This is a genomic window from Planctellipticum variicoloris, assembly GCF_030622045.1.
Lineage (GTDB): Bacteria > Planctomycetota > Planctomycetia > Planctomycetales > Planctomycetaceae > Planctellipticum > Planctellipticum variicoloris.
Genome location: NZ_CP130886.1, coordinates 2,942,755 through 2,966,701, shown reverse-complemented (window position 1 = coordinate 2,966,701; position 23,947 = coordinate 2,942,755). Strand labels below are relative to the sequence as shown.

General features: G+C 65.5%; 14 protein-coding genes. 8 read left to right on the top strand and 6 right to left on the bottom strand.

Annotated elements, in window-relative coordinates:
- The first annotated feature begins 14 nt into the window (after window positions 1–14).
- Window positions 15–1,265, top strand: a complete 1,251-nt coding sequence (locus tag SH412_RS11525) for a glycosyltransferase (protein ID WP_336523662.1) — start codon at window positions 15–17, stop codon at window positions 1,263–1,265.
- A 59-nt stretch (window positions 1,266–1,324) separates the two neighbouring features.
- Here SH412_RS11525 and SH412_RS11520 read toward each other — a convergent pair whose 3' ends face one another.
- From SH412_RS11520 to SH412_RS11505, 4 genes are all read right to left on the bottom strand, one after another.
- Complete coding sequence (locus SH412_RS11520) at window positions 1,325–1,906, bottom strand: hypothetical protein (RefSeq protein ID WP_336523661.1); 582 nt, start codon at window positions 1,904–1,906, stop codon at window positions 1,325–1,327.
- 76 nt (window positions 1,907–1,982) lie between these two features.
- On the bottom strand, window positions 1,983–2,426 hold the full coding sequence (locus tag SH412_RS11515) for a VOC family protein (protein WP_336523660.1): 444 nt from the start codon (window positions 2,424–2,426) through the stop codon (window positions 1,983–1,985).
- Between the two features lie 220 nt (window positions 2,427–2,646).
- Window positions 2,647–2,886: a hypothetical protein gene (locus SH412_RS11510; protein WP_336523659.1), complete on the bottom strand. Its 240-nt coding sequence runs from the start codon at window positions 2,884–2,886 to the stop codon at window positions 2,647–2,649.
- On the bottom strand, window positions 2,883–4,535 hold the full coding sequence (locus SH412_RS11505) for a sodium:solute symporter family transporter (RefSeq protein WP_336523658.1): 1,653 nt from the start codon (window positions 4,533–4,535) through the stop codon (window positions 2,883–2,885). Before SH412_RS11505 ends, SH412_RS11510 begins: the two co-directional genes overlap by 4 nt.
- A 252-nt stretch (window positions 4,536–4,787) precedes the next feature.
- On the opposite strand from SH412_RS11505, the gene SH412_RS11500 reads away from it, so the two are divergent.
- A complete protein-coding gene (locus SH412_RS11500; RefSeq protein WP_336523657.1) occupies window positions 4,788–5,876 on the top strand; it encodes a Gfo/Idh/MocA family protein in 1,089 nt (362 codons plus the stop codon).
- 190 nt (window positions 5,877–6,066) lie between these two features.
- A complete protein-coding gene (locus SH412_RS11495) occupies window positions 6,067–7,788 on the top strand; it encodes an ABC transporter permease (RefSeq protein ID WP_336523656.1) in 1,722 nt (573 codons plus the stop codon).
- Between the two features lie 877 nt (window positions 7,789–8,665).
- Here the strand turns inward: SH412_RS11495 and SH412_RS11490 are convergent.
- On the bottom strand, window positions 8,666–10,234 hold the full coding sequence (locus tag SH412_RS11490; RefSeq protein ID WP_336523655.1) for a vWA domain-containing protein: 1,569 nt from the start codon (window positions 10,232–10,234) through the stop codon (window positions 8,666–8,668).
- Window positions 10,235–10,593: 359 nt separating this feature from the next.
- Complete coding sequence (gene ypfJ, locus SH412_RS11485) at window positions 10,594–11,469, bottom strand: KPN_02809 family neutral zinc metallopeptidase (protein ID WP_336523654.1); 876 nt, start codon at window positions 11,467–11,469, stop codon at window positions 10,594–10,596.
- A gap of 548 nt (window positions 11,470–12,017) precedes the next feature.
- Here ypfJ and SH412_RS11480 point away from each other — a divergent pair.
- The 5 genes from SH412_RS11480 to SH412_RS11460 all read left to right on the top strand — a co-directional run bounded on the left by SH412_RS11480 (window position 12,018) and on the right by SH412_RS11460 (window position 23,853).
- Window positions 12,018–13,199: a prenyltransferase/squalene oxidase repeat-containing protein gene (locus tag SH412_RS11480; protein WP_336523653.1), complete on the top strand. Its 1,182-nt coding sequence runs from the start codon at window positions 12,018–12,020 to the stop codon at window positions 13,197–13,199.
- 79 nt (window positions 13,200–13,278) lie between these two features.
- A complete protein-coding gene (locus SH412_RS11475; protein WP_336523652.1) occupies window positions 13,279–15,864 on the top strand; it encodes a BatA domain-containing protein in 2,586 nt (861 codons plus the stop codon).
- A complete protein-coding gene (locus SH412_RS11470) occupies window positions 15,861–18,254 on the top strand; it encodes a hypothetical protein (RefSeq protein WP_336523651.1) in 2,394 nt (797 codons plus the stop codon). The genes SH412_RS11475 and SH412_RS11470 overlap by 4 nt, the downstream gene beginning before the upstream one ends.
- Window positions 18,251–19,945 (top strand): hypothetical protein, encoded by a 1,695-nt coding sequence (locus SH412_RS11465; RefSeq protein ID WP_336523650.1) that lies wholly within the window; start codon window positions 18,251–18,253, stop codon window positions 19,943–19,945. Before SH412_RS11470 ends, SH412_RS11465 begins: the two co-directional genes overlap by 4 nt.
- Window positions 19,942–23,853: a hypothetical protein gene (locus tag SH412_RS11460; protein WP_336523649.1), complete on the top strand. Its 3,912-nt coding sequence runs from the start codon at window positions 19,942–19,944 to the stop codon at window positions 23,851–23,853. Before SH412_RS11465 ends, SH412_RS11460 begins: the two co-directional genes overlap by 4 nt.
- Window positions 23,854–23,947: the final 94 nt, after the last annotated feature.

The following is a 23,947-nucleotide window of genomic DNA, read 5'->3' as shown; positions in this document are numbered from 1 at the left end:
CACGGGGAAACATCATGCACGCGGTTCTCGTCACGATGGGCACCCACGGCGACGTCGCTCCCTATCTGGGGCTCGGCGAACGACTGCGGGCCCGCGGGCATCGGGTGACGCTGGCGGCGAACGAGCCCTACGCGCCCGCGGCCGCGGAACTGGGGCTGGAATTTCTGCCGCTGATTTCGACCGTCGACATCAACCGGCTGCTGGGCGACCCCGATTTCTGGCATCCGATCAAAGGGCCGGCGGTGGGCGTCAGGTACGGCGGCCCGTTAATTCCGGCCCAGTATGCGATGCTCGCCCGGCTGGCCCGCGAGCCGGATGTCGTCCTCGTTTCCAATCCGGGCGTCTTTGCCGCGCGAATCGCCCACGACAAGTTCGGCTGTCCCCTGGCTACGATCATTCTGCAGCCGTGGATGATCGCCAGCGCGATTGCCCCGCCCGCCATGTCGGGCGGCCTGTCGCTGCCGGCGGGACTTCCCCGCTGGGTCGGACGGCTCTACTGGCGGTTGTTCGATGTCATCGTCGACGGCTTGATCCGGAGACGCATCAATCGGTTCCGCCGGGAGCAGCAGCTCGGTCCGGTCTCCCGCATTCCGCAGTGGATGCTGTCGCCGCAGTTGATGCTGGGGATGTTTCCCGACTGGTACGGACCGCCGCAGGCGGACTGGTCGCCCCAGCTCCGGCTGACCGGCTTCCCGATGTACGACGGGACGGGTTCACGAGATCTTCCGCCGGAAGTCAGCCAGTTCTGCCGGGCCGCCGCTCCTCCGGTCATCTTTACCGCCGGGACGGGCATGCTGCACGCCGCCGAGTTCTTCCGGGCGGCCGTGGAAGCCTGTGAGCAACTGGGGCTCCGCGGCGTGCTGCTGACCGGCCATGCCGCTCAGGTTCCGGCGAGGCTCCCGGACAATGTGCGGCATTTCGAATTCGCCTCATTTCTGGAGCTGTTCCCGCTGTGCGGCGCGGTGGTCCATCACGGCGGGATCGGCACGACGGCCCGCGCGCTGGCGGCGGGGATCCCGCAAGTCCTGCTCCCTCAGGCCTGGGATCAGTGCGACAACGCCCGGCGAATCGAGAAGATCGGCGCGGGTATCGGCCTGCCACGTCGCCGGCGCCGCGGACGCGACCTGGCTGCTGCGCTGGAACGCGTCATGTCGCCGCCGACCGTCGAACGTTGCCGGCAAGTTGCCGGTCAGTTCGGCACAGAGGACGGACTTGGAGCCGCCGCGGACCGGATAGAGGAACTCGCCCGGCAGCACGGGCGGTAAGCGATAGGCGGTGCTCTCATGAGCGACCGCGGAATCACGTCAACGTTGCTCGACATTGATCAGGGGGAGATTCTCACTGCTAACGCCGCGGCCGTTGTCAGGACCGTGCAGATGCTGATCAGGGTGCCGATGGCGCGGAGCGGAGAGATCGATTTCGCGTCCAGAGATTCTCTGACGTTGTCCTTGAACAGATACTGAAGGATCAGGGAGCTCAGTAAGATTCGCGTCATCAGCTTGGCGAACTCGTACTCAGGTCTCTGTGCCGATGCGATTAGCGGTTGGCCACGGATAAAGAGCAATAGTATGCTCGACGAGTCGAAGAAAATGCTGGAGACATAACAAAACGTCGTCAGCCACCAACCCCATCGCGCAGACCGGAACAGACCGATGCCGGCGCTCAGGGTGATCGAGGCCACGAGCACGGCTCCGCCCATCAGAAGCGCTGGCGGGATTCCCAGTGAAGTCATGCGTGGCGCAATGACATCGAACTTTGCCCATCCCGCAAACAGCAATATGGACAACCCTGTTCCGACGATGACATGCAGCAATGCCAGCATCGCGACGCCGGGTAGCAATTCTTTGGGCGGCGCCGTCGCCTTTGCTTCCCGTCGCGCCTTCCAATCCTCTCGAGCATCCGGCACGCGTTTACCCTCTCACGGGGAAACAGTCTTCAAACGCGAAGTCGAGCGGCAGCAAACGTCGCCGCACAGATCCTCGTCACCGGGCCGTTTCGGGCTCGGCGCACGGATCGTAGGTTCCGAACCACCACAGATGCCCTTCGAGATCCCGGCAGCCGAAGCCTCGGCCTCCATAGTCTTCGTCCTGAATCGGTCGGACGATTTCGGCCCCGGCGGCAATCGCTTTCTCGTAGACCAGATCGGCGTCGTTGACGATGACGCAGGGGCATTGCGTTTCGCAGCCGCCGATTTCGTCGGGCTGCTTCATCAGCCGGCCGAACTCGTTGTCGGAGACCGAGCCAACCATGATCAGCCCGTTCCCGAAGCGGAGTTGAGAATGGGCGATCGTGCCGTTCTCGCCGGGAACGACAAGCTGGCGTTCAAAGCCGAAGTTTTCGCACAGCCAGTCGATCGCCGCGGGGGCGTTGCGGTATCGCAGGCAGGGAATCAGGGTCGAGACAGTCGCTTTGGCATTCGCAGACATGACAGGGCCTCCCCGAAAAGCGCCGCGCTCCGCAGGGAGCGACACGGAAAGAACGGCTCAGGAACGGACGTGCATATTATCCGCCAAGGCGAGTCATTCCAACCCGCAAGCCCGCCAGATTCTCCCATCGCCGCCGTACAGGCCATCTACGCCCAACCCATTTCAGAGTCGGCAGCGTGGCCGCCGCCGGCGGCGTCGGCAGCGGGGCCGTCCGCGGCCGCTAGAAGATTGAGTAGACGAGGACTTGGAACATCAGGGCCAGCCAGGCCCAGAGTTTGAGGTTTTCGTGCAGCGAGTGGGGGCGATCGGCGGGGGTTGTCCGGCTGTTGGGCAGGAAGATGACCCAGATCATCATCAGAATGGGGACGGCGATGAAAGCGCCCCGGACCGCGCCCATCGGAACCTGCAGGCAGAGATTGCGGATCTGGTCGCCGACCCAGTGGAGGAGCGTGGTATTCATGGCAGGCCCTCGCCGCGGCGGAAGGACAGGACGTATTTGAGTCGTTCGGCGGAGTCGGGCCGGGTGAACGGACTGACCAGGAACGCAACGGCCAGACTCGTGAGGAACCCCCAGATCGAATAGTAGAGAAACGGTTCCTGAATCTGGAACATCGGTCGCAGCGCCAGCTTCTCGGCGACCAGCGGCTGATTCAGGACGTGCAGTGAAACGGCCATTGCGACCCCGGCCAGGAAGCCGACAAACGCACCGCCGCCGTTGATGCGACGGGAGAGGACGCCGCACAGCAGCATGGCAAACGCCGGCCCCGAGAAAAAACTAATCATCGTCTGGAACAGCGTGTAAATGCTGGTCGTATCCTCCATCAGGATCCACGCGAAAAAGACGCCCCAGATGATGAGGGCGATCGTCGTGAACCGGCCCACGAAGAGGATCTGCCGCTGATCGGCCTGTGGGCGAAGAAACCGCTGGTAGAAGTCGTTAGTGACAATCGCTGCGGCCGAGTTGACGTAGGAGTCGACGCTCGACATCAGTGCCGCCAGGAACGCGGCCAGGAACAGGCCCCTGAGGCCTGCGGGAAGCAGCTCGCCGATGATCCTCGGCAGAGCCTGATCGGTGTCGTTGATAAACGGAAACTGCGCCAGGGCCAGGAGGCCGGGGATGACGATGATCAGCGGAATGAGATTCTTAATGAGGGCCCCGAAGACATAGGCCGCGCTCGCGTCATACTCCGTCCGGGCGCCGAAGCCGCGCTGCACGATGCATTGATTGCCGATCCAGTAGGCCGGACTGATGATGAAGGCCAGGCCGAACAGGATGCCGGGCCAGGGGAACGGAGAATTCGTATCGGCAGGGAGGACCAGCGACCAGTGGTCGGATTCCGGGGCCGGGTTGACCGGATCGGGCGTCGGGAGACGGCGCAGCTCGGCAGCGGCGTCGGGAGTGAATTCCGGATCTTCCGCGAGGGCCGCGGCGTTTGCTTCGGAGTTTTTCTCGCGAGCCTGCACGGCTTCGTGAACCTTCTGCCGGAAGGCTTCGACGCCGCCGACTTCGGCGATGCCGATCACAACCACCATCGCGCAGCCGCCGATCATGACGACGCCCTGCAGCACGTCGGTGTAGACGACCGCCGCCAGGCCGCCGGCGAAGGTATAGACGCCGACGAGGGCCGCGGTGACCAGAATGGAATAGACCGGATCCCAGCCGGCGAGAGTCTGCATCATCTTGGCCGAGGCGAGGAGCATGACGCCGAGATTGCAGGCCATGAACAGCAGCCAGCAGAAGGCGAGGGCCGTGCGCAGCTCGACGTTGAAGCGGCGTTCCATGAACTCGGGGATGGTGGTGATCTGGCAGCGCCAGAAGTGGGGGATGAAGATGAAGGCGGCCACGATCATCGCCGGGACGCAGCCGATCCATTCGAAGCTGCCGATGGCCATGCCGTAGCGGTAGGCGCCGCCGCCGACGCCGATGAGATCGGTGCCGCCGATGTCGGTGGCGACCAGCGAGAAGCCGATGGCCCACCAGGGGAGGCTGCGGCCGGCGAGGAAGAAGTCCCGGCCGGTTTTGACGTAGGCGCCGACCCACAGGCCGATCGCGATCGTGCTGATGAGGTACAGCAGCACGACGAACCAGTCGAGATAGGTCAGTTGCATGCCGCGGTCCGTGGAGTCTCGTGCTGACGGATGGCCGGGCGAGTGCCCGGTTTGGTCCGGAGCTTAACACTCCGGGCACGGTACGACCAGCGTCCCGTTGCAGACTGCGCAGTTGTCACAGAATCGCATCCGGCCGGCAGTGGCAACGAGCTTGTGAGACGGCTGTTCGAGCCGTTAAAGTTGCGTCGTCTGGCTGAGAGAAACCGTCCTGAGTGCCCGGCGCCGCGAGCGCCTGAGGGGAGCTGGCAGAGCATGGCTGGAACGTGTCGTTGGGGGATTCTGGGGGCCGCCGTCATCGCCCGCAAGAACTGGCAGTCGCTGCGCCAGTCGGGGAACAGCAGGCTGGTTGCCGTGGCCAGCCGGAGTCTCGACCGCAGCCGCCAGTTCATCGCCGAGTGTCAGGCGTCGGTTCCATTTGAGACAGCCCCCGAACCGCTGGGCAGCTACGAAGAGCTGCTCGACCGGCAGGACATCGACGCGGTTTACATTCCCCTGCCGACCGGCGTCCGGAAGGAGTGGGTCATCAAGGCGGCCCGGGCGGGCAAGCATGTGATGGCGGAAAAGCCCGTGGGGACCACGCTGGCGGACGTTCGCGAGATGACCGCGGCCTGCGAACAGCAGGGCGTGCAGTTTATGGACGGCGTGATGTTCATGCACAGCGAGCGGCTGAACCAGCTCCGGGCGGTGCTCGACGACGGCCAGAGCGTCGGCAAGATCCGGCGGATCGCCACGCAGTTCAGCTTCAACGCGAACGCGGACTTCCATCAGTCGAACATTCGCGTGCAGGACTCGCTGGAGCCCTACGGCTGCCTGGGCGACCTGGGCTGGTACAATATCCGGTTCATTCTGTGGACGCTGGGCTATGCGATGCCGACGTCCGTGACGGGGCGAATCCTCAAGGCGACGGCGGGGGGCGTGCCGCTGGAGTTCTCGGCGGAGCTGTTCTTTCCGGACGACGTGAGCGCCAGCTTCTACTGCTCGTTCCTCACAGAGAATCAGCAGTGGGCGAACATCAGCGGGACGAAAGGCTTTGCCACGGTGCGGGATTTCGTGCTGCCGTTCTACGGGAACGAAGTCGGCTTTTCCGTGACCAACGCCGCGTTTCAGGTGGCCGGCTGCGACTTCAACATGGAAGACCACACCCGGCAGCACTCCGTGCCGGAGTACAGCAACAGCCATGCGACGGCTCAGGAAACCCGGCTGTTCCGGAAGTTTTCCGAGCTGGTGCTGTCTGGTAAGCCAGATCCGTTCTGGCCGGAGATTTCGGTGAAAACGCAGCAGGTGATGGATCTGTGCCTGGCGTCCGCCCGTGAGGATGGTAAGAAGAAAAATGTCGAATGACGACGGCAGAATGTCGAACGAAGAAATCGGAAGGATGAGTGACTCACACCAGCAGATGGCCGATCTTCTATTCGACATTGCTGCGCCGTCGGAGGAAACCTCCACCAGCCTTTGCGGCGGCCTGAGCGGTAACGGTATACTCTGCCGGGTTTTGTGACGTCGTGACTGCGGCTGTGAGCGGGAGAGTGCTTTGCTGGCTGGTCCGTTGTTTCACCGGGAGACGTTGACGCTGCCCCGGCCGCTCAAGCATTACCTGCTGCGCGCCATGTATCTCGGGGCGCTGTTCATCCTGCTCTACACGTCGGCCCAGACCACGTTCGGCTGGCAGCATGTCCGGAACGTCGGCGATATCGCTCGCTTCGGCAGCAGCGTGTTTCAGGTGCTGTGTCTCGTGCAGCTTACGCTGGTGCTGTTTTTCTCGATGATCTTCGCCTCGGGCAACGTGGCTCAGGAGAAGGACCGGCGGACCCTGATTCTGCTGCTGATGACCGACCTCCGCGACGGAGAACTGGTTTTTGGAAAACTCCTCGCCGCGCTGCTGCTGCCCGCCGTGCTGGTGGCGATCTCTTATCCGGCGCTGTCGATCATCCATCTGCTGGGGGGCGTCTCGTTTCAGCAGGTGACCTGGGCGGTGTTGATCTCCGCGGCGGCGGGTTTCGCGGCGGGTAGCTGGGGCGTGCTGGTGGCATTCTGGCGCGAGAAGACGTTCCAGACGCTGGCGATCTGCCTGATCGGACTGATTCTGTTTCTGGGAGTCGTGGAAGGGGTCTCGTGGCTGCTCGGCGGGACTCCAGTCGGTGTGGCTCTGGGACTGCTCAATCCGTACCGAGCGCTGTTTGCGGTGATCGATCCGTTCAATTCGCCGGCCGGGTGGTCATCGACGACTGCGGCGGCGGTTTCTCTCGCGGAACTGCTGGCGCTGGCCGCGGTGCTGAACGTGGCGACGCTGCTGCGGCTGCGGGTGTGGAATCCCAACCAGGCGGTGTATGAAGCGGCGGCGTCTGACGAAGATCCGACGGGGGTCGAGCGGCGAGCCCGGCAGATCTGGGATGCGCCGGTGATCTGGCGGGAGATCTGCACGCGGGCGTACGGCCGGAAGATGGTGCTGATCAAGCTGGCGTACTTCGTGCTGGCGGGTCTGATCATCGGCGGATCGCTGGCGGGGGGAGACCCGAGCCGGCTGATTCTGGGGATGATCACGCAGGGCGGGTTTGCCTTTGTGGCCCTCGGCCTGCTGACGCTGCTGCTGGTGAATGCTCAGGCGGTGACTTCGCTGACGACGGAACGAGACGCGGCGACGCTGGATCTGCTGCTGGTGACGGAGATCTCAGCGAAAGAGTTCATTTACGGCAAATTGGGTGGCGTGCTCTACAACACCTGGCAACTGATCGCAGCGCCGCTGGTCTGGCTGGGATTTCTGGTGGCCCAGGGGCACTGCACGATCGAAAACAGCGTCTACGTGACGATTGGATTCCTGACGCTGACACTGTTCTCGGCGATGCTCGGCCTGCACTTCGGTCTGGCGTACGGGAATTCGCGCCAGGCGATTTCCAACAGCCTGGGAACGATTTTCTTTCTGTTCGTCGGGGTGTTTGTGCTGCTGGTCCTGCTGCTGCAGGCGAGGGCTTCATTCGCGCTGCAGTTGCCGAGCTTCCTGGTGTTCATTCTGGGAGGGAGCCTGGGATTGTGGTCGGCGCTGACGCATCGCAATCCGTCGCCTGCGTTGAGCCTGGCGGCGGCGATTCTGCCCTTCTGCACGTTCTACGCGGTGACCAGTTTTCTGCTCGGCCAGACGCTGGGGGTCTGCCTGTTTATCACCGCGGCGTATGGCTTCACGGTGATTGCGATGCTGGTTCCGGCGGTGAGCGAGTTCGACGTGGCGCTGGGGCGGAGTACGCAGGATATTGGGTGAGCGAGTAGGGAATCGCCGGAGGAAGAGGGCTGATCGCTTATCGCGGATCGCTGATCGCCGGAGAGGACGAGCAGCCGGGCGCGCCCGACCCTACGGTGCGAGTCTTGAGCCCCGGAGGGGCGAAAGAGCAGCCGGGCAGGTCAGTGCAAAGTGAAAAATGCAAAATGAAAAGTGCAAAGTGACCGGATTGTTGCGCGCGGCGGCGCCGGGCGGGACTCGGGGAGTTCGCTTGACGGAGGGTTCAAGTTGGCCGGCCAGGACAGAGCGGGAGTGGTCCTGAATCAACCGCTCCCGCCCCGTCTTTCGGCTGGCACTGGATCAGGTCTGACCTTGCGCGGGGACGCAACGGGAAGACTCGACGCCGAGGAATGCGCGCACAAAGTGCGCCCCGGGACTTCCCTTTCGAGAAATCCCCCCTGGGCCCTGATCAGGCCCGCAGCCGGGATTGTGCGCTCGAGCAGCGCGGCCGTCCGCGCCGTGGATCCAGCTCGCCTCGCACCCGACAAGGGGACACGCTGACACTGGTTCGTCTGTCACGCAAGAGCAGTTTTCGGGGAAATTAAAAAAATGCGGAAGATTTCTCGCGGAGACGCAGAGGCCGGAGGAGATCGCAGAGAGGACCGGAGCGAAACAGCCCCGTACGATGGACGTCCTCGTCCGTCGTTTTCGCAGGTGAAGAGGTCGACGGACGAGGACGTCCGTCGTACGTTCAGAGGCGGAAGGTCGGAGGAGTCGAGAGACGGACATGAGGTGCAGTCGGTTGCTCCGGCGATCCGCGATCCACGAGCGGCTGAGAGTTCAAGTGCGGCCTCTTGCGGCGAAGCTGCCCGGCCTGTAGCCGGGCTGGCCGGATGAATTGGAACGCCGGGGTCGTTTGTCAGTCCGGAATCGCGGTCTGTGCCGGCTGCAGATTCTCTGCTTGCCGGACCAGTCGCAGGAATTCCGCGCGGTAACCGTTGGCGTCTTCGCCCAGGGCGTTCCTGGCCCATTCCTGCACGTCGGCAAACGTGGCGTCGCCGGCGAAGCGGGATTGTCGGAGGAGCATGCCGAAGGTGGCGACGGCGGCGGCGAAGCGGTAGTCGTCGGAGGCGGCGGCGAACTGGCGGTCGACGTCGTGCAGGCCGGCGACGATCTCCTGGCTCGTTTCGCCGTCCGGCTCCTTGTAACGCAGACGCAATGTCAGCAGTTCGTCGGAGGCGGTGACCGGATCGACGTTCTCGGATGCGGCCTCCGGGGTGGTTTCCAGGCCAGCGATTCCCGAGAGATCTGTGCCGGCGGTGACGACTTCGTAGAGAGCCGTCACGGTGTGGCCAGCGCCGATGTCGCCGGCGTCTTTGCGGTCATCGCGGAAGTCCTTCGTGGCGAGCGTCCGGTTCTCGTAGCCGATGAGCCGGTAGGCGGCGACGGTCTGCGGGTTGAACTCGACCTGCAGCTTGACGTCTTTGGCGATGGTGACCAGGGTGCCCGACATCTGTTCGACGAGGAGCTTGCGGGCTTCCTGGAGCGAGTCGATGTAGCCGTAGTTGCCGTTTCCTTTGTCGGCGAGCTGTTCCATCGTGGCGTCTTTGAGATTGCCGCGGCCGAAGCCCAGGACGCTGAGAAAGACTCCCGAGCGGGCCTGCTGCTCGATAAGCTGCACGAGCTGACCGCGGTCGCTGATGCCGACGTTGAAGTCGCCGTCGGTGCAGAGAATCACGCGGTTGGTGCCCTTGGGGATAAAGTTCTCGGTGGCGACCTGGTAGGCGAGCTGGATTCCGGCTCCGCCATTGGTCGAGCCGCCGGCCTGCAGCCGGTCGAGGGCGGCGAGGATTTCGGTCGTGCGGTCGGCGGTGGTCGAGGGGAGGACCAGTCCGGTGCTTCCGGCGTAGACGGCGATGGCGACGCGATCGTTCTCGCCCAGCTCGCGGACCATCAGCTCCAGCGCCTGCTTCACGAGGGGGAGTTTGTTGGCGTCCTGCATGGAGCCGGAGACGTCGAGGAGGAAGACCAGGTTGCTGACGGGGCGCTCGTGGCGATGCAGTTCTTTCCCCTTGATGGCGAAGCGGACGAGTCGATGCTGCGGCTGCCAGGGGCAGGCGGCGACTTCTGCATGAACCGCGAACGGGCCGGCTCCGGCGGGCGGGGCGTCGTGATACGGAAAATAGTTGATCAATTCTTCGATGCGCACCGACCCGGGCGGCGGCCAGTGGCCCTGCTGCAGGAACCGGCGGACGTTGGCGTAGGAGGCGGTGTCGACGTCGATGGAGAACGTTGAGAGTGGCGTCGCGGAGGTGAGTTGAAAGCGGCCTTCGTCGATTCGATCGTAGACTTCGGAACTGAAATCGGCGGATTCGCCGTCGAGGGCGAATGAGCTGGTCTGGAGCAGATTCTCCGCGCTGGCGGCAGGTAGGCTGGTCGGGGCTGCGGCGGGCGCCAGACTGGCTGCTTCGCCGCCGGAGTGTTTCACGGACGATTCTGCGCAGCCAGCGAGGGCCAGCGCAACGATGAGGAAGGCGCAGGGTGAGCGCATGAAATCGCCTTGAATGGACGTTGGCGAAGTGGGAGCGGTCCGCGACCTGAGCCGGCCGGGACGCGTGACGCGAATGGTCTCTGCACTGAAGACGCGCGGGACTGGAGAAAAATTCCCGGAAAAACGACCAGAGAGTGAAGTCGTGCGGTCGGCTTCATCATGTAGCGCCGCCGAGATCCTTTTCGGTGGCTAGGGTCGGCTACTTTGGGCCGCTCCCAGTGAATTGGCGAGAAACTGGGGGCTCGAAGACTCGACCCCAGCCACCCAGTTGATTTCGGCGATTCGGTGACGCTGTTCTATAGATCCGAGTACCGGACCGAGAAGGTATCGCCGGCGTTCATGTCGCCGGTTTTCAGGCCGCGGGTGAACCAGCGAACGCGCTGTTGTGACGTGCCGTGCGTGAAGGACTCGGGGACGACAGTGCCGCGGGACTGCTGCTGGAGGCGGTCGTCGCCGATCGCCGTGGCGGCGTTGAGGGCCTCTTCAATATCCCCCTGTTCGAGGATCTGCCACTTCTGCTCGGCGTGGTGGGCCCAGACTCCGGCGAGGAAGTCGGCCTGGAGCTCCAGGCGGACGGAGAGTTCGTTGGCTTCGACTTTGTCGACGCGTTGCTGGCGGGCGTGGACGTCTTCGCTGACGCCGAGCAGGTTTTGCACGTGGTGGCCGACTTCGTGGGCGATGACGTAGGCCTGGGCGAAGTCGCCGGGCGCGCCGAGCTTGTCTTTCATGTCCTGGTAGAAGGCCAGGTCGATGTAGACCTGCTGGTCGGCCGGGCAATAAAACGGGCCGGAGGCCGCGCTGGCGAAGCCGCAGGCCGAGCGGACCTGGTCCCGGAACAGGACCAGCTTGGGTTTGCGGTAGGTTTTGCCGGCACGGGCGAACTGCTCGGTCCAGACTTCTTCGGTGTCGGCGAGGACGACGGAGACAAATTCCGCCAGTTCGTCGTCGGGCTGCGGTGCGGCATTGCGGCCGTCGCCGTCGACCTGGACCTGCGGCTGTGGGGCCGGCAGGTTCTGCATGATCCGCAGGACATCGCGCGGGTCCGCGCCGAGGAAGACGGCGATCGCGGCGATCACCACGACCACCAGACCGCCGCGAAGGCCGACACGGGCCGGGCCAGCGGAACGGCGGTCATCGATATTGTCGCTCTGTCGTCGACCTTGCCAGCGCATGATGGGGATTCCGGCGGAGTGAATGACGGGGAATTGAGCCCAGTGACAGGCTACTTCCCGGACGTTGATCTGAGAAGCCGGATCGATCCGGGAATGCCGGTGCTGGAATTCGGCAGAAATCGACCAGCATGACCAGATGACGACTTTGTGCAGGACGACGAGTCGGAGCGGGCAGTTCCTCCGTAACCTCCGTCGCCAAACCATCAATCCACAGTGCGGCTCTCGCCGCCTGTTCGTCAGGACTGGCGATTCGTGCGGGTTCCCTGTTGTCCCGGATGGGGCATCTGCTCGACGCAAACGGTACAATTTCACCCTGCTCTCGCGCGGGTTCGGGCTTTCAATCGGCGGCCAGGATTGTGAGGCTCGCCGACTTTTCTCCGTGGACGACACTCCGACATCTTCGAAGACCCTCACCCTGGCCCTTTCCCACTGAAGACAGCGGGAGAGGGGACAAGACTTGATATGCACTGTTTCAGAATCGATGCCGGTGATTTCGTTCTGGTCTGAAATTCCTGCAGCGGACCGTCTTACGAAAAGGAATTCCGATCTTGTCTGTTCGATACCGGCTCGCGGTGCGGGGGTGGCTGCTGGGGCCGGCGTTGTTCGTGGCGCTGTGCGGGCCAGCGGGAGTCTCGCAATGCGCGGCCCAAGGGCCGGTCGTCGACGCGGACTGGGAGATCACTCCGGAGAGCGAGCAGGCGCTGGAGCGGGGGCTGGCCTGGCTGGCCCGGACGCAGGGGCCGCAGGGGAACTGGGAATCGAACGATCTGGGGCTGGTGGGGCTCGGGGCGCTGGCGTTTCTGTCGGCCGGGCACATGCCGGGCCGCGGCAAGTACGGCGACGAAGTCGACCGGGCCCTGCAGTTTGTGGTCAAGAACGCGCGGCCTTCGGGGCTGCTGAATATCGCGGACGCCCAGCGCGACATGTACAACCACGGCCTGGCGGCGTTTGTGCTGGGGCAGGCCTACGGGATGACCGGGGATCCGCAGATCGGGCGGGCGCTCGACCGGGCGCTCAAGCTGATCGCCAACACGCAATGCGAGGACGGCGGGTGGGATTATCGCGCCCGCCGGCAGCCGCGCGGACACGATCTGAGCCTGGTGGTGATGCAGGCCAAGGCGCTGCGGAGCGCCGTCGATACCGGGTTCGAAGTCCGGGGCGATGTGGTTCGGCTGTCGATCGGGAGCGTGCGGGGCTACTACAAGCCGCTCAACAACGCCAAGGGGGACGATCTGGCGGCCCGCGAGGGGCCGGGGCAGTTTACGTATGACGGTCATCGGGACACGGTGGCGATGGCGGCCGCGGGGGTGGTCTGCCTGCAGGAGTTCGGACAGTACGACGACTGGCGGATTCCCAAGAACATGGATGCGATCACCAAGGAAGTGAGCAAGCTGAAGCAGGTGCGGGGCAACGGCGAAGTCCCTTTCGACGCTTACACGCTGTACTACGTCGGACAGGCGATTTATCAGGTGGGGGGCGAGCACTGGCGGAAGGATTATCCGATCCTGCGGGACCAGCTCGTGCAGGCGCAAGTCCGCCGGCCCGATTCGCCGAACGACGACGGGTGCTGGCGGGATACGCGCTGGGTTCACGGGAAGCCGGGCCAGTTGTACGGGACGTCGGTCGGCTGCTTTCTGCTGGCGATTCCGAACCGTTACCTGCCTATTCTGCAGGAAGGCAAAATCGAGAGCCTGCGCGAACAGGTCGGAGGGGCCAGGTCCCCCCGCTGAATGGTATGATCGAAATCGCTGAGTGCGGCCTTCTGCCGCCGGCCATCCGCTGCCCGCCCTTTCGTTTGGCCGAGTGTTCATGTTGCAGTTTGACGCAGGCTGGTTTGCGATTGCGGGGCTGGCGGCGGCCGCCGGCCCGGTCGTGATCCATCTGCTCAACCGCCGGCGCTTCCGGACGGTTCCCTGGGCGGCGATGGATTTCCTGCGCGAAGCCATCCAGCAGCAACGGCGCGTGCTGCAGTTCCGGGACTTGCTGCTGCTGGTTCTGAGAATTCTGGCGGTGCTCTGTTTCGGCCTCGCGCTGGCCCGGCCGTTCTGGCTGGGATCTGACGGGGGGCTCGCGACGGCGGGGTTCCTGCTGGCGCTGGGGGGGATGATTCTGGCGATCGCGGGGGCGGCCGTTTCGCGGGGAGGGACTGCCGCCGGATTGGGGTTGATCGCGCTGCTGCTGGCTGCCGCGGTGTTCACCACCGGACGCAATGCGCTGACCGACTGGACTTCGACGGGGAGCCAGGCGGCGAGCGCCCGGCAGCCGGTGCATGCAATTCTGGTCGTCGACAACTCGCGGAGCATGGGAGCGCAGGTGCTTGGCGAGAGTGAATTCGAGCATGCCCGCGCGCGGGTCGACGATTTCATCGGCGCATTGCCTGCGGGCAGCCGGATCACGGTCCTGCCGGTGGCCGGGGGGGCGGAAGAGTTTCCGCTGGACGGCTACCGGACTCCAGAGGACGCCCGACGGGCGCTGGAGCGGCTGGCGCTGACCGATCTCGCCGGTCCGTTGCGGCCGGCTCTGGAGCTGGCGCAACAGGCGGCGGAGCAGGTTCGCGACCTGCCCACCAAGCGCGCGGTGCTGGTGACAGATCTGCAGGCCGGCGCCTGGGACGACGGTTCGCTGAAAGAGCTGGTGCGGCAGTTTCCGGGGTTACAGATTGCGGCGACGCGCGACGCTGCGGCCGGGAATGTATGGGTCAGCCAGTTCGAACTGGAGGACGGGGTATCGAGTCAGGAAGCTCCCGCGCGGTTTCTAGCGCGACTGACCGCTGCCGGGCCGGCGACGGAACCGTTGCTCGTGCAGGTCCGGTTGAAGGTGGATGGCGAAGAGGTCGCTAGCCAGGCGATCGAACTGACGGCGGGTCAGGAGCGGGAGCTGGAGTTTCTGCATCAGTTTCGGCAACTTGCCGACGCGTCCCGGCCGTCGTTTGTGCCGGTTGAGCTGGAGCTGGAGTGTCCGTCGGCGACGGGAAATCAGCTTCTCAGCGACGATCGTCTCGCGCTGATGGTCCCGGTCGTTGCGGAACTGCCGATCGTGTTCGTGGATCAATTCGGCGACGACGAGAACCCGACGCTCGATCGGATCGGGGAGACCTCGGCGCTGCGGCACCTGCTGACGCCGCGGACCAGCGCGGAACGAGGTCAGCGGCGACTGGCGCACGTGCGACACGTCCGCCCCGAACAGGTGACGGCCGATCTGCTGGAAGACGCCCGGCTGGTGGTTGTCGCTGGGGTGGAAGAGCCTGGCGAGATGGTTGCGGTGTTGCGGGAGTACGTATTGCAGGGGGGGCCGCTGGTACTCCTGGCGGGGGGGAACTTCAATCCTCGGGCCTGGCAGGAGCAGGCGTGGCGGGATGGGGCCGGCATTCTGCCTGCTCCGCTGCTGCCGGAAGCTCTGGGAGTTCTGCCGGAAGAGTCGGGGGGAGAACTGCGCCCGTTCTTCGTCGACTTCGGCAGTCTTCACAGCGAAGACTTTTTGATTGAACAGGAAGACCCCAAGCTGCTGGCGTCGCTGTTTGAGGGGACGCCGTTCTTCAAGGCGGTGCGGCTGGATGTCAGCGCCGACACGATCGAGGGGCTGCTGAAGAGAGAGGCCGATCGAATCGAGCGGGGTCTGAATCAGGAGGGCAGCCAGCCGGCGTCTTCGGCGAAGCCGGAACCGGACTGGTGGCGCTGGAAGCTTCCGCAGATCGCAGCGAGCGGATCGCCGCGCGATCAGGCGGTGGCGCTGGCGCCGCGGGTGCTGGCGAATTTCAGCGGGCAGGACGCGCCCTTCGTCGTCGAACGTCGCATGGGGCGCGGACTCGTCATGATGTTTACCAGCGGCGTGACATCGAACTGGAATCTGCTGCGGCAATCGGGGGCGATGTATGTGTTCCATCGGACGCTGCTCCGGACGCTGCGGAGTACGCTGCCACAGCGGAATTTTCCCACCGGACAGCGGATCGCCCTGCCCCGCGAGTCGCTTCCGAATGTGCGACAGCTCGTGCTGCGCCCTGACGGAGCGATGGAGTCGTTGTCGGTGGAGGCCCTGGGGGCCACGCGGAGCGGAGTGACGCTGCGACACACCACCCTGGCCGGCGTCTATACTGTGGAGACCCGGTCACTGGATGACAGCCAGGAGGCTGTGACGGCCGCGGACGATCTGCTGCTGGCGCTGCAGGGGCCGCCGGGCGAATCGGACCTGACGAGCCTGTCGACGTCGGAACTGACGGAGCGGCTCGGGTCGGACGACGTGCGAGTCCTCGCTGGCGACGAGTCGCTGAGCACGGACGGCGGCGCCCGGCGCGGGCAGGGATTGTGGAAGACCTTGGCGGCCGTCGTGCTGGCGACGCTGCTCGCGGAAATGGGGCTCCTGGCGCTCTGGTCGTGGCGGAAGGAGGCGTCGGCATGAACGTCTCCTCGCTCGTGGCCCGGTTGCTGGGTTATGCGGATGTCTCCGAAATCGGGAGCGTGCGACCTTCGTTCGGGGCGCCGTGGGCGCACCAGAACCCGGCCCTTGTGGTTCTGGCCTGTCTGGCGGCGGGGGCCCTTTCGTTTGTGTTCTACGGACGCTGGCAGGCGTTGAAGACTGCGGGCTCGCGCTGGGTACTGGCGGCATTGCGCGGCGCCCTGCTCTGTCTGCTGGTCTTGATCCTCACCGATCCGTCGCTGGAGGTGACGCTGGTGCGGACTCCGAAGCCGGTGTTATGGCTGCTGATGGACGGGACCGACAGCATGTCGCTACCGGCATCGGGGAGTGAGACGGCCGCCGGTCCGACGCGCGCGGAAGCCGTGCGGACGTTCCTGGAGAATGAGAATTCGGCCTGGCTCAAGTCGCTCAATGACAAGTTTCGCCTGGAGGTCTTCGAGTTTGCCGACGGGGACGGCGTGCAGACCCTGACTGCGCCCGACCTCGACGAAATTTCAGCGGACGGTCCGGGCGATTGGCTGAAACGCTGGACGACGACGGCCGATGTGTCGGCCCTGGGGGATGGGTTTGCAGACCTTTCGCGTCGGCACGGTTCGAGCCATCTGGCGGGCGTGCTGGTGGTCAGCGACTTCGACCAGAACGCGGGAACGCCGGCGCTTCCCGCGGCGAAACAGATCGGGGTGCCGGTGTTCCCGGTGGGAGTCGGTCCGCTGTCGGCAGTCGATTTGAGCTGTGATCTGCTGGCGCCGCCGACGATGAAGAAGGCGGAGTCCTCCACAATTCTCGTCACCGTCCGCAAGCGCGAGCTGGAACACCTGGCCGTCACGGTTCGCGTGTTTGCAGAGGCGGCGGGGATGAGTCCCACGGGGAACGCCCCGGAGCGCATCCCCGTGGGCGAGCAGACGGTCACGATGGCGCTCGACGCGCAGACGCTGGAGTTTCCCTTTACTCCAGAGCAGGCCGGCGCGTTTGTGTTGACGGCTGAAGTCGATCCGGTCGACGACGAGCCGGTCACGCAGAACAATCGCGCGACGCGGGACGTGCGGATCATCGATGACTTTCTGCGGTTGCTGTATGTCGAGTACGAACCGACCTGGGAATGGCGGTTCATCAAGGAGGTCTTCCATCGCGATCGGCTGGTCGGAACGCGCGGCTTTCGGACGTTCCTGCGGTCGGCGGACCCCGCTGTGCGCGAATCGAATGAACTGTTTCTGCCGGGGCTGACGCTGCCGCGGAGTCAGTTTTTCGAGACCGATGTGTTGTTTCTGGGGGATATGCCGGCGTCGAGCCTGTCGACTCGGTTTTGCGAGATGACGCGGGAGTTTGTCAGTCAGTTCGGCGGCGGCCTGGTCGTACTGGCCGGACCGCGATTTGGTCCGGTAGAACTGGCGGAAACGCCCCTGGCGGAGATGCTGCCGGTCGTCGTCGATCCGGAGGCCCGTCTGCGGGACGAGCAGGAGTTTCTACCGCGCGTGACGCCCCTCGCCGGCCAGTACGACTTCATGCGACTCGGCCAGGGGGCCGCTGTGCTGGATGGCTGGAAGAACTTGGGCAAGCTGCCGTGGTATCAGCCGGTGGCGCGTGTCGATTCCCGATCCACGACGGTCTTGCTGGAGCATCCGACGGAGTTTTGCGCCGACGGTAAGACGCCACAGCCGCTGATCGCGATTCGCAAGTATGGACGCGGCGAAGTAGTCTACATCGCGTTCAACGAGCTGTGGCGGCTGCGACGGCTGCGCGGGGAAGAATACTATCGGCAGTTCTGGGGGCAGCTCATCCACCGACTGGGCCTCAGCCATGCGATCGGTACGCAGAAGCGATTCGTGGTTCGCACCGATCGGATGGAATATCGGGCGGGCGAGCAGGTTCTGCTGACGGTGGAGGCCTACGACCGGGACTTCCAGCCCCTGGTCGAGGCGGCTCTGCCCGATCGGCGGCTGGAGGCGGAGCTGATCCGCCCTGAACCGGACGAGACCGGAGGGCGCCTTCAGACCGTGGCGGTGCGACAGCTCACGCCGGGAGTGTTTGAGACGCGACTGCCGGTCGCCACCGGCGGCGAATATGAGATCCGCGTGACCGACCCGATTGGCGAGGAGACCAGCAGCGTCCGATTTCGAGTGGCGACGGTTTCGGCGGAGCGGCGAAATCCGCTACGGAATTCGGCGTTGCAGCGGAGTCTGGCTGTCGAGACGGGCGGCAAGGCTTATGAATTGAAGGATCTCGGTCAGTTTCTTAACGACTTTCAGCCGCCGCGAATCGAGGAAACCCAGGTGCAGGTGATTCCGATCTGGAGCACATGGCTGACGTTTGCGATTGTGATGGGGCTGATGCTGACCGAGTGGCTGTGGAGGAAGTGGGTGAATCTGGCATGAATCCGGTGGCAGGATTGCGAGCGGAGCTCTTCAGGCTGCTGCGGCGACGTGCCGTGGTCCGCTGGGGGTGCGCGCTGGCCAGCGGTCTGACCGGAGCGGTGCTGCTTCTCGGCGCCGCCTACCTGCTCGACTGGTCGCTGCGCCTGCCCTGGCTGGCGCGCGTCGGGCTGCTGGCGGCCTGGCTGGCCGGGCTGTGGAGCGTCGTTCGCAAGTGGTCGTGGCCGCTGATTGCGATGGAGGAGACCATCACCGATGCGGCGCTGTGGGTCGAGAACCGGCATCGGGTCGATTCCGACCTGGTGGCCGCACTGCAGTTCGCGGGCGGATCCTGCGGCGGCGGTTCGCCGCGACTGTCGGCGGCTGTTGTGGAGTCGGTTGCCGAGTATGCGAAGGGGCTGGACGTTCTTGAGGGGTTTCGCTGGGCGCCCCTGCCCCGGCGCGTCTTGAACTTGCTCGGAGTCGTGCTGCTGGCGGCGCTGGTGGTTCTGCCGGCGCCCGCGTATGCCCTCGTCTTCTGGCAACGGTTTCTGCTGGGTGACGCCCGCTATCCGACCGAGACTCAGATCACGGCGCTGGAGATCAACGGCCAGACCATTTCCCCGCTCGGACGGGGCGATCGGGCTGTGACTGTCGTGGCGGGGCAGCCGTTGCGAATTGCGATTCAGACGGCCGGAAAATCTGCCGCCAGGGCGGACGTCGTTCTGCGTCGCTCCACGGGGCATGCGGCGGGGGACCTGACTCTGACGCGATCGGAGGCCCAACGAACGACTGACGACGGGCATCAGTCCTGGCAGGGGGAACTGACGCAACTGACGGAAGCCGTTCAATTCATCGTCCGGGCCGGCGATGCCGAGACCGATCCCGTGGAGATCTCCGTCCGGCCGCTCCCGGTCGTTGTACTGGAATGGACGGTCGCGCCGCCGTCCTACGCCCAGGGGCGCAATCTGCCTCCGGCCGACGTCGGAGCCGGGACGCGCAATCTGACTTTGCTGGCAGGGTCCCGCGTGGGGTTGACGGCGCGCAGCGAGAACAAAGACCTGAAACTGGCGACCTGCAGGATCGACGACGCCGAGTTTCCGCTGACGCCGTGCGTCGTCGACGGCAAACGCTGCTGGTCGCTGCCGGCCGGGACTCCGTTCGACAGCCTGCAGGCGACGCTGCGCTACAGTCTGCAGGTCGAGGATGCCGACGGCCTGCAGATGCCGGCCCCGCTGACGGGGCAGATCCGTCTGAAAGCCGACCGCCTGCCGCGCGTTGCGGCGGCGGTCCTCAGCAAAGTCGTTTTGCCATCGGGAAAGCCGCGGGTGAGCTGCGGCGCCACGGACGACTTCGGGCTGACGTCTTTGAAGGCGGCGATCGATGTGAAACGCGAAGATGGAACGACCGGGCGGCACGAACTCTCCCTGAAAACCTTGCCGACGACCCCGGCTCCGCAGTTGACGCTACGGGAGGACTTTCCGATCGACCTAACTCCTTATGCTTTGCAGAAAGGGGATGAGGTTCGAATCACGATCGCCGCGCGGGACTGGCGGGGCGATCTGGAGCCGCAGGTGGGACTCAGCGAACCTCTCGTCCTGATGATCACCGATCGAAATGGCATCCTTGCCAGTCTGATTGAGGCTGATCAGCAGTCGGCCCGGCAGCTCGACGCCATTATTCGCCGCGAACTTGGAATTGGAGGCGACCAGTGAAGTCGTTACTTCTGACGAAACTCTGTGTTCTGACTCTCGCGTTCGGGATCGCGTGGCCCGCTGGCCCGGTCCGGGCGCAGTCGCTGGAACCGGCCAGTCTGCGGAAGAAGCAGGAGGATCAGCAGCGGGCGCGGGTCATGGCCCGCGAGCTGATGGTGGGCGTGCTCGATCTGCAGTTGCGTCAGCTCGAAGAAAACGATTTGACCGAAATGCAGGTCTACCGTGACATCCGGCTGATGCGGGAGAATATCGGCGCCATCATCGACACGGAGATGATCCAGGTTGTGGACGTCCTTGCCGCAGCGCAGGATCAGCCCGCCGAGCAGCGAGAGCAGTCGTTCGTCGACGCGCGCAAGATGATCCGGACGATTGTGCTCCGTCTGTCCGCGGAACGACAGATGCTGCTCCGCCGGCTGAAGACTGCCGAACTTTCCGAACAGGTGCAGCGACTAGTGCAGATGCAGACTGCTCTACAGGATGTGACCCGCGGCATTCCCGCTGAAGGCCAGGCCCGCCAGGAGACGCTGGCGCTCAAGGCGGTGGAAGACCAGCGCGACGTCCGCGAGCTGTTCCGGGTGTTGGTGGAAACGCTGTCGGAAGTGCAGACGTGGGGCGGACCGGTGGCGACCGGCGCCGAGGACGGGTTGCGAATTCTCAAGGCCGCCGAGACCGGGCGGCACCTGGATCAGGCCATCGCTCGCCTGGGTGAGGTCAAGCTTTCCGACGCCGTGCTGCAGCAGGAGAACGTCCTCAAGGGCTTGCGGGATCTGTTGCGGATCATCGACCGGACGCAGGGGCTGATCGATGCCCGGCACGATGCGTTGCTGGAGGCCGTGCGAGATCTCGCCGAGCGTCAGCAGCAATTGCGCCAGGAGACTCGCGGGCTGGAAGGTGAGAAGCCTTCCGACGAGCTGGTGGAAAAGCAGGCCAAACTGCAGAAGGATCTCGCCCGGCTGGAAAGCCAGTTGTCCGAACGCGCCGACAAGGCGTCGGCTCACGCCGAGCGTGCTGCCCAGGAAGCCTATGAGGCGACTGCACGACTTTTCGACGGGGAGGCCGAAGCTGCAGTGACAGAGCAGTCCGAAGTCCTCGGACACCTGACGGAGCTGGAGAGTCTGCTCGCCGCCGGCCAGCGGACGCCGGAAAGCGAACATTCCGCGGCCGACTGGCGGAAGCAGGTCGCCGCTCTGGAGCAGACGCGCGACAAGCTGGCTGGCGCCGCGGAACAACAATCAGCAGCCGCTGAGACTGCGAAGGCCGACTCCGCGCAGGCCGTTCCCCGCGCACAGGCCGCGCTCGACCGGCTTGCTGAGGCGTCCAAGGCGGAGATCGGTCCCCGTTTGACGGATCGCATTGAAGCCGCCCGCGAAGCGGCGGAAGCCGCCCGAAACGAGCTGCAGACCGATGGCGACAAGCCGGCCGACCCGGCCAGCGCCGCGGCGCTGGCCAGTGCCGAAGATCTCGTCGACCGGGCGCTCGCCGCCGTCGAAGCCGATCTGCGAACCGCGAAGAATACCGCGGCGGCTGTGGAAATCGGCGAAATGGCCCGCGCGGCCGAGGTCCTGGAACGGGCCGCGGCCCAGGAACGTCAGCTCGCGGCCGAGACTTCCGCCGCTGTGAAAGAGCCCTCGGCAGACGCCGCTGGCGAGCTGGCGGCCCGACAGCAGGACGTGGGCGAGGTGGCCGGCCGACTGGCCGAAGCGATTGCGGAGATGTCGCCTGAGGCGGCCGCAGCGATTGAAAAGGGCAAGGCGGCGGCCGATCAGGCCGGGCAGACGCTTGCCGAAGCGGCCAAGGCGACCGCCGCCGAAGATCAATCACAATCGCTGGAGATGGCCCGCGAGCCCACAATGACCGCGGCCAACGAGTTCTCCCAGGCGGCGAAACAACTCCGGGCCGACATCGCCAAAGCGGCCGAGGAACTGGCGGCGGACTTGGGAGAGCAAGGCCAGACGCTCGCGGAGTCCCGCGAGAAGGCGGAGGGGCTGGCGGCCGAACAGGCGACCTCGGAACGCGCCCGGCTCGGTCAGTTGGAGGCTGCTCGCGGCAAGACCGCCGCCGCGCGCCGGGAGCAATTCAAGGCAGCGGGAAACGTGGCCGCCGCAGAGGCGCTGGAGCTCGCGGCGACATTGACTGAGGCTATGGCGGCTCAGGAACAGGCCTCGGAGATGGCCGCCGCGGCCGAGACGGGGAATACGTCGACGCCGCTGGCGGCTGCCGCGCGTCAACAGGCCGTTGCGGACGCCCTGCAAAGTGCGGCCGAACAGGGATCATCGGACACGGAGCTCGCAGAGGCAGTTCGGGAAGCTGGCCAGGCGGCCGCCGAGGCCGCGCGGAATCTGCTCGACGGCGACACCACTGCGGCGTCCGAACATCGGGAGCAGGCGGAGGGGGCGCTGGCCCGAGCCGCCGAACGGGCGCGCGAGGCGGCTCGGCAGGCGGAGCAGTCCGGACCGAAAGGGCCTCCCGATTCCGCAGCTCAACAGGGCGCCGCCAGCCTGGCCCGTGAAGCGGCCGAGTTGGTCGACAAGGCCGCCCCGACTGCGGCGGAGATTCTGCAGGGGGCTGCCGAGGCGGCGGAAGGGGCCGCCGCCCAACTGGCCGCGGGCGAGAACGCCGAAGCGAAGCCGGCTCAGCAGGAGGCCGGACGACAACTGGCCGCCGCCGAGGAGCAGCTTTCGAACGCGATCGCCGGACTGCAGCAGGCGCAGGCCGCCCGGATGAACGCCCAGGCGCAGGGGGCGGCCGAGCTGTCGCGTGAAGCCGGCCGGCTGGACATGGGGGCGGGTGAGGCGTTGCAGGCGGCCGCCCAGGCCTCGAAGACGGGGGCGGCCCCCGAGACCTCGGCCGAGCGGATGCAGGCGGCAGCCGACCAGGCCGAGCGCCAGCTCGAACGGGCCGTGGCGAATCTGGCCGCCGGCGAGCAGCAGTCTCAGCGCGACCAGGCGATGGCGCGGGCGATTGCCGAGCAAGTCGAGGCTCAGCAGTCCGCCGCCGAGAAGCTGGCGCAGTCGGCGGCGGAGCTGGCTCAGGCGGCGCAGCAGGGAGAAAGTCCGCCGCCCCAGGACGCCGTCGCCCAGGCGATGGAACGCTTCGCCGAAGCCCTGAATGCCACCGGACAGGGCGCCGCCGAACTCTCCGGTCAGAACGAGATTCTCAATCCGCCGCTTCGAGAAGCCCTGGAACTGGCGTCGAAACTGCCCTCTTTGGGTAAGTCGCCCGGTGACCAGCCCGGAAAGGGGCAATCGATGCCGGGGCAAGGCGAGGGAACGGCGCAGTCGCCTGCCGAAGGAACCGCCAGCGCGGCCGATCCGGGTCAGCCTGGACAGTCCCCCTCAGAACCGGGCCAGCCTGGCGGCCAGCCGGATCCCTCCAGCCAGGCGTCCGCCGGAGGCCCTCAGGCAGGACAGCAGCCGGGCTCGCCATCGATGGGGACCGGCGTGGTTCCAAAGTCGGCGGAAGTCACCGCCCAGCAGATTCTCGGTCCGGAGGCGCTCGAAGCCCTGCAGCAGGCCATGGCTTCCGCGGCCGGTGCCGCCGAGCATGCCGGCAATCCCAGCTCGACGCAGAATCCTCCGCCGAGTCAGCCGGGCCAGCCGCAACAGGGGAACCAGACGGCCAGCACGAACAGCTCGGCCCTCAGCAAGTCGCAGCCCGGCTCGCCGGCGCAGACGCAACCGCAGACGGACAGCCCGCTGGCGAAGATGCCGGAAGGGACCGACCTGCGAGACGACCGGAGCGGCGCGCGACAGGGAGACTCGGACGCCACGAGTCGCGCCCTCCGCGAGGAACCCTGGTTCGCCAAGCTGCCGCCGGAACTGCAGAAGAGCCTCCGCGGCGGAGTGAACCAGCGGGCTCCGCGGGCCTATGAAGAACGATTGCGGAAGTATTTTCAGAGCGTGGATTAGTCAGAGTTTGGAGAAGAGTGAACCACGAAGCACACGAATGAGCACGAATCCGGATTTCATCGGGTGGCACAGGTGGTCTTCAGTCACCAGTGCG

Coding starts and splice junctions, on each gene's coding strand:
- ypfJ (WP_336523654.1), bottom strand. CDS start 11,469: ATGCGCTGGCAAGGTCGACGACAGAGCGACAATATCGATGACCGCCGT.
- SH412_RS11525 (WP_336523662.1), top strand. CDS start 15: ATGCACGCGGTTCTCGTCACGATGGGCACCCACGGCGACGTCGCTCCC.
- SH412_RS11515 (WP_336523660.1), bottom strand. CDS start 2,426: ATGTCTGCGAATGCCAAAGCGACTGTCTCGACCCTGATTCCCTGCCTG.
- SH412_RS11465 (WP_336523650.1), top strand. CDS start 18,251: ATGAATCCGGTGGCAGGATTGCGAGCGGAGCTCTTCAGGCTGCTGCGG.
- SH412_RS11505 (WP_336523658.1), bottom strand. CDS start 4,535: ATGCAACTGACCTATCTCGACTGGTTCGTCGTGCTGCTGTACCTCATC.
- SH412_RS11475 (WP_336523652.1), top strand. CDS start 13,279: ATGTTGCAGTTTGACGCAGGCTGGTTTGCGATTGCGGGGCTGGCGGCG.
- SH412_RS11510 (WP_336523659.1), bottom strand. CDS start 2,886: ATGAATACCACGCTCCTCCACTGGGTCGGCGACCAGATCCGCAATCTC.
- SH412_RS11500 (WP_336523657.1), top strand. CDS start 4,788: ATGGCTGGAACGTGTCGTTGGGGGATTCTGGGGGCCGCCGTCATCGCC.
- SH412_RS11470 (WP_336523651.1), top strand. CDS start 15,861: ATGAACGTCTCCTCGCTCGTGGCCCGGTTGCTGGGTTATGCGGATGTC.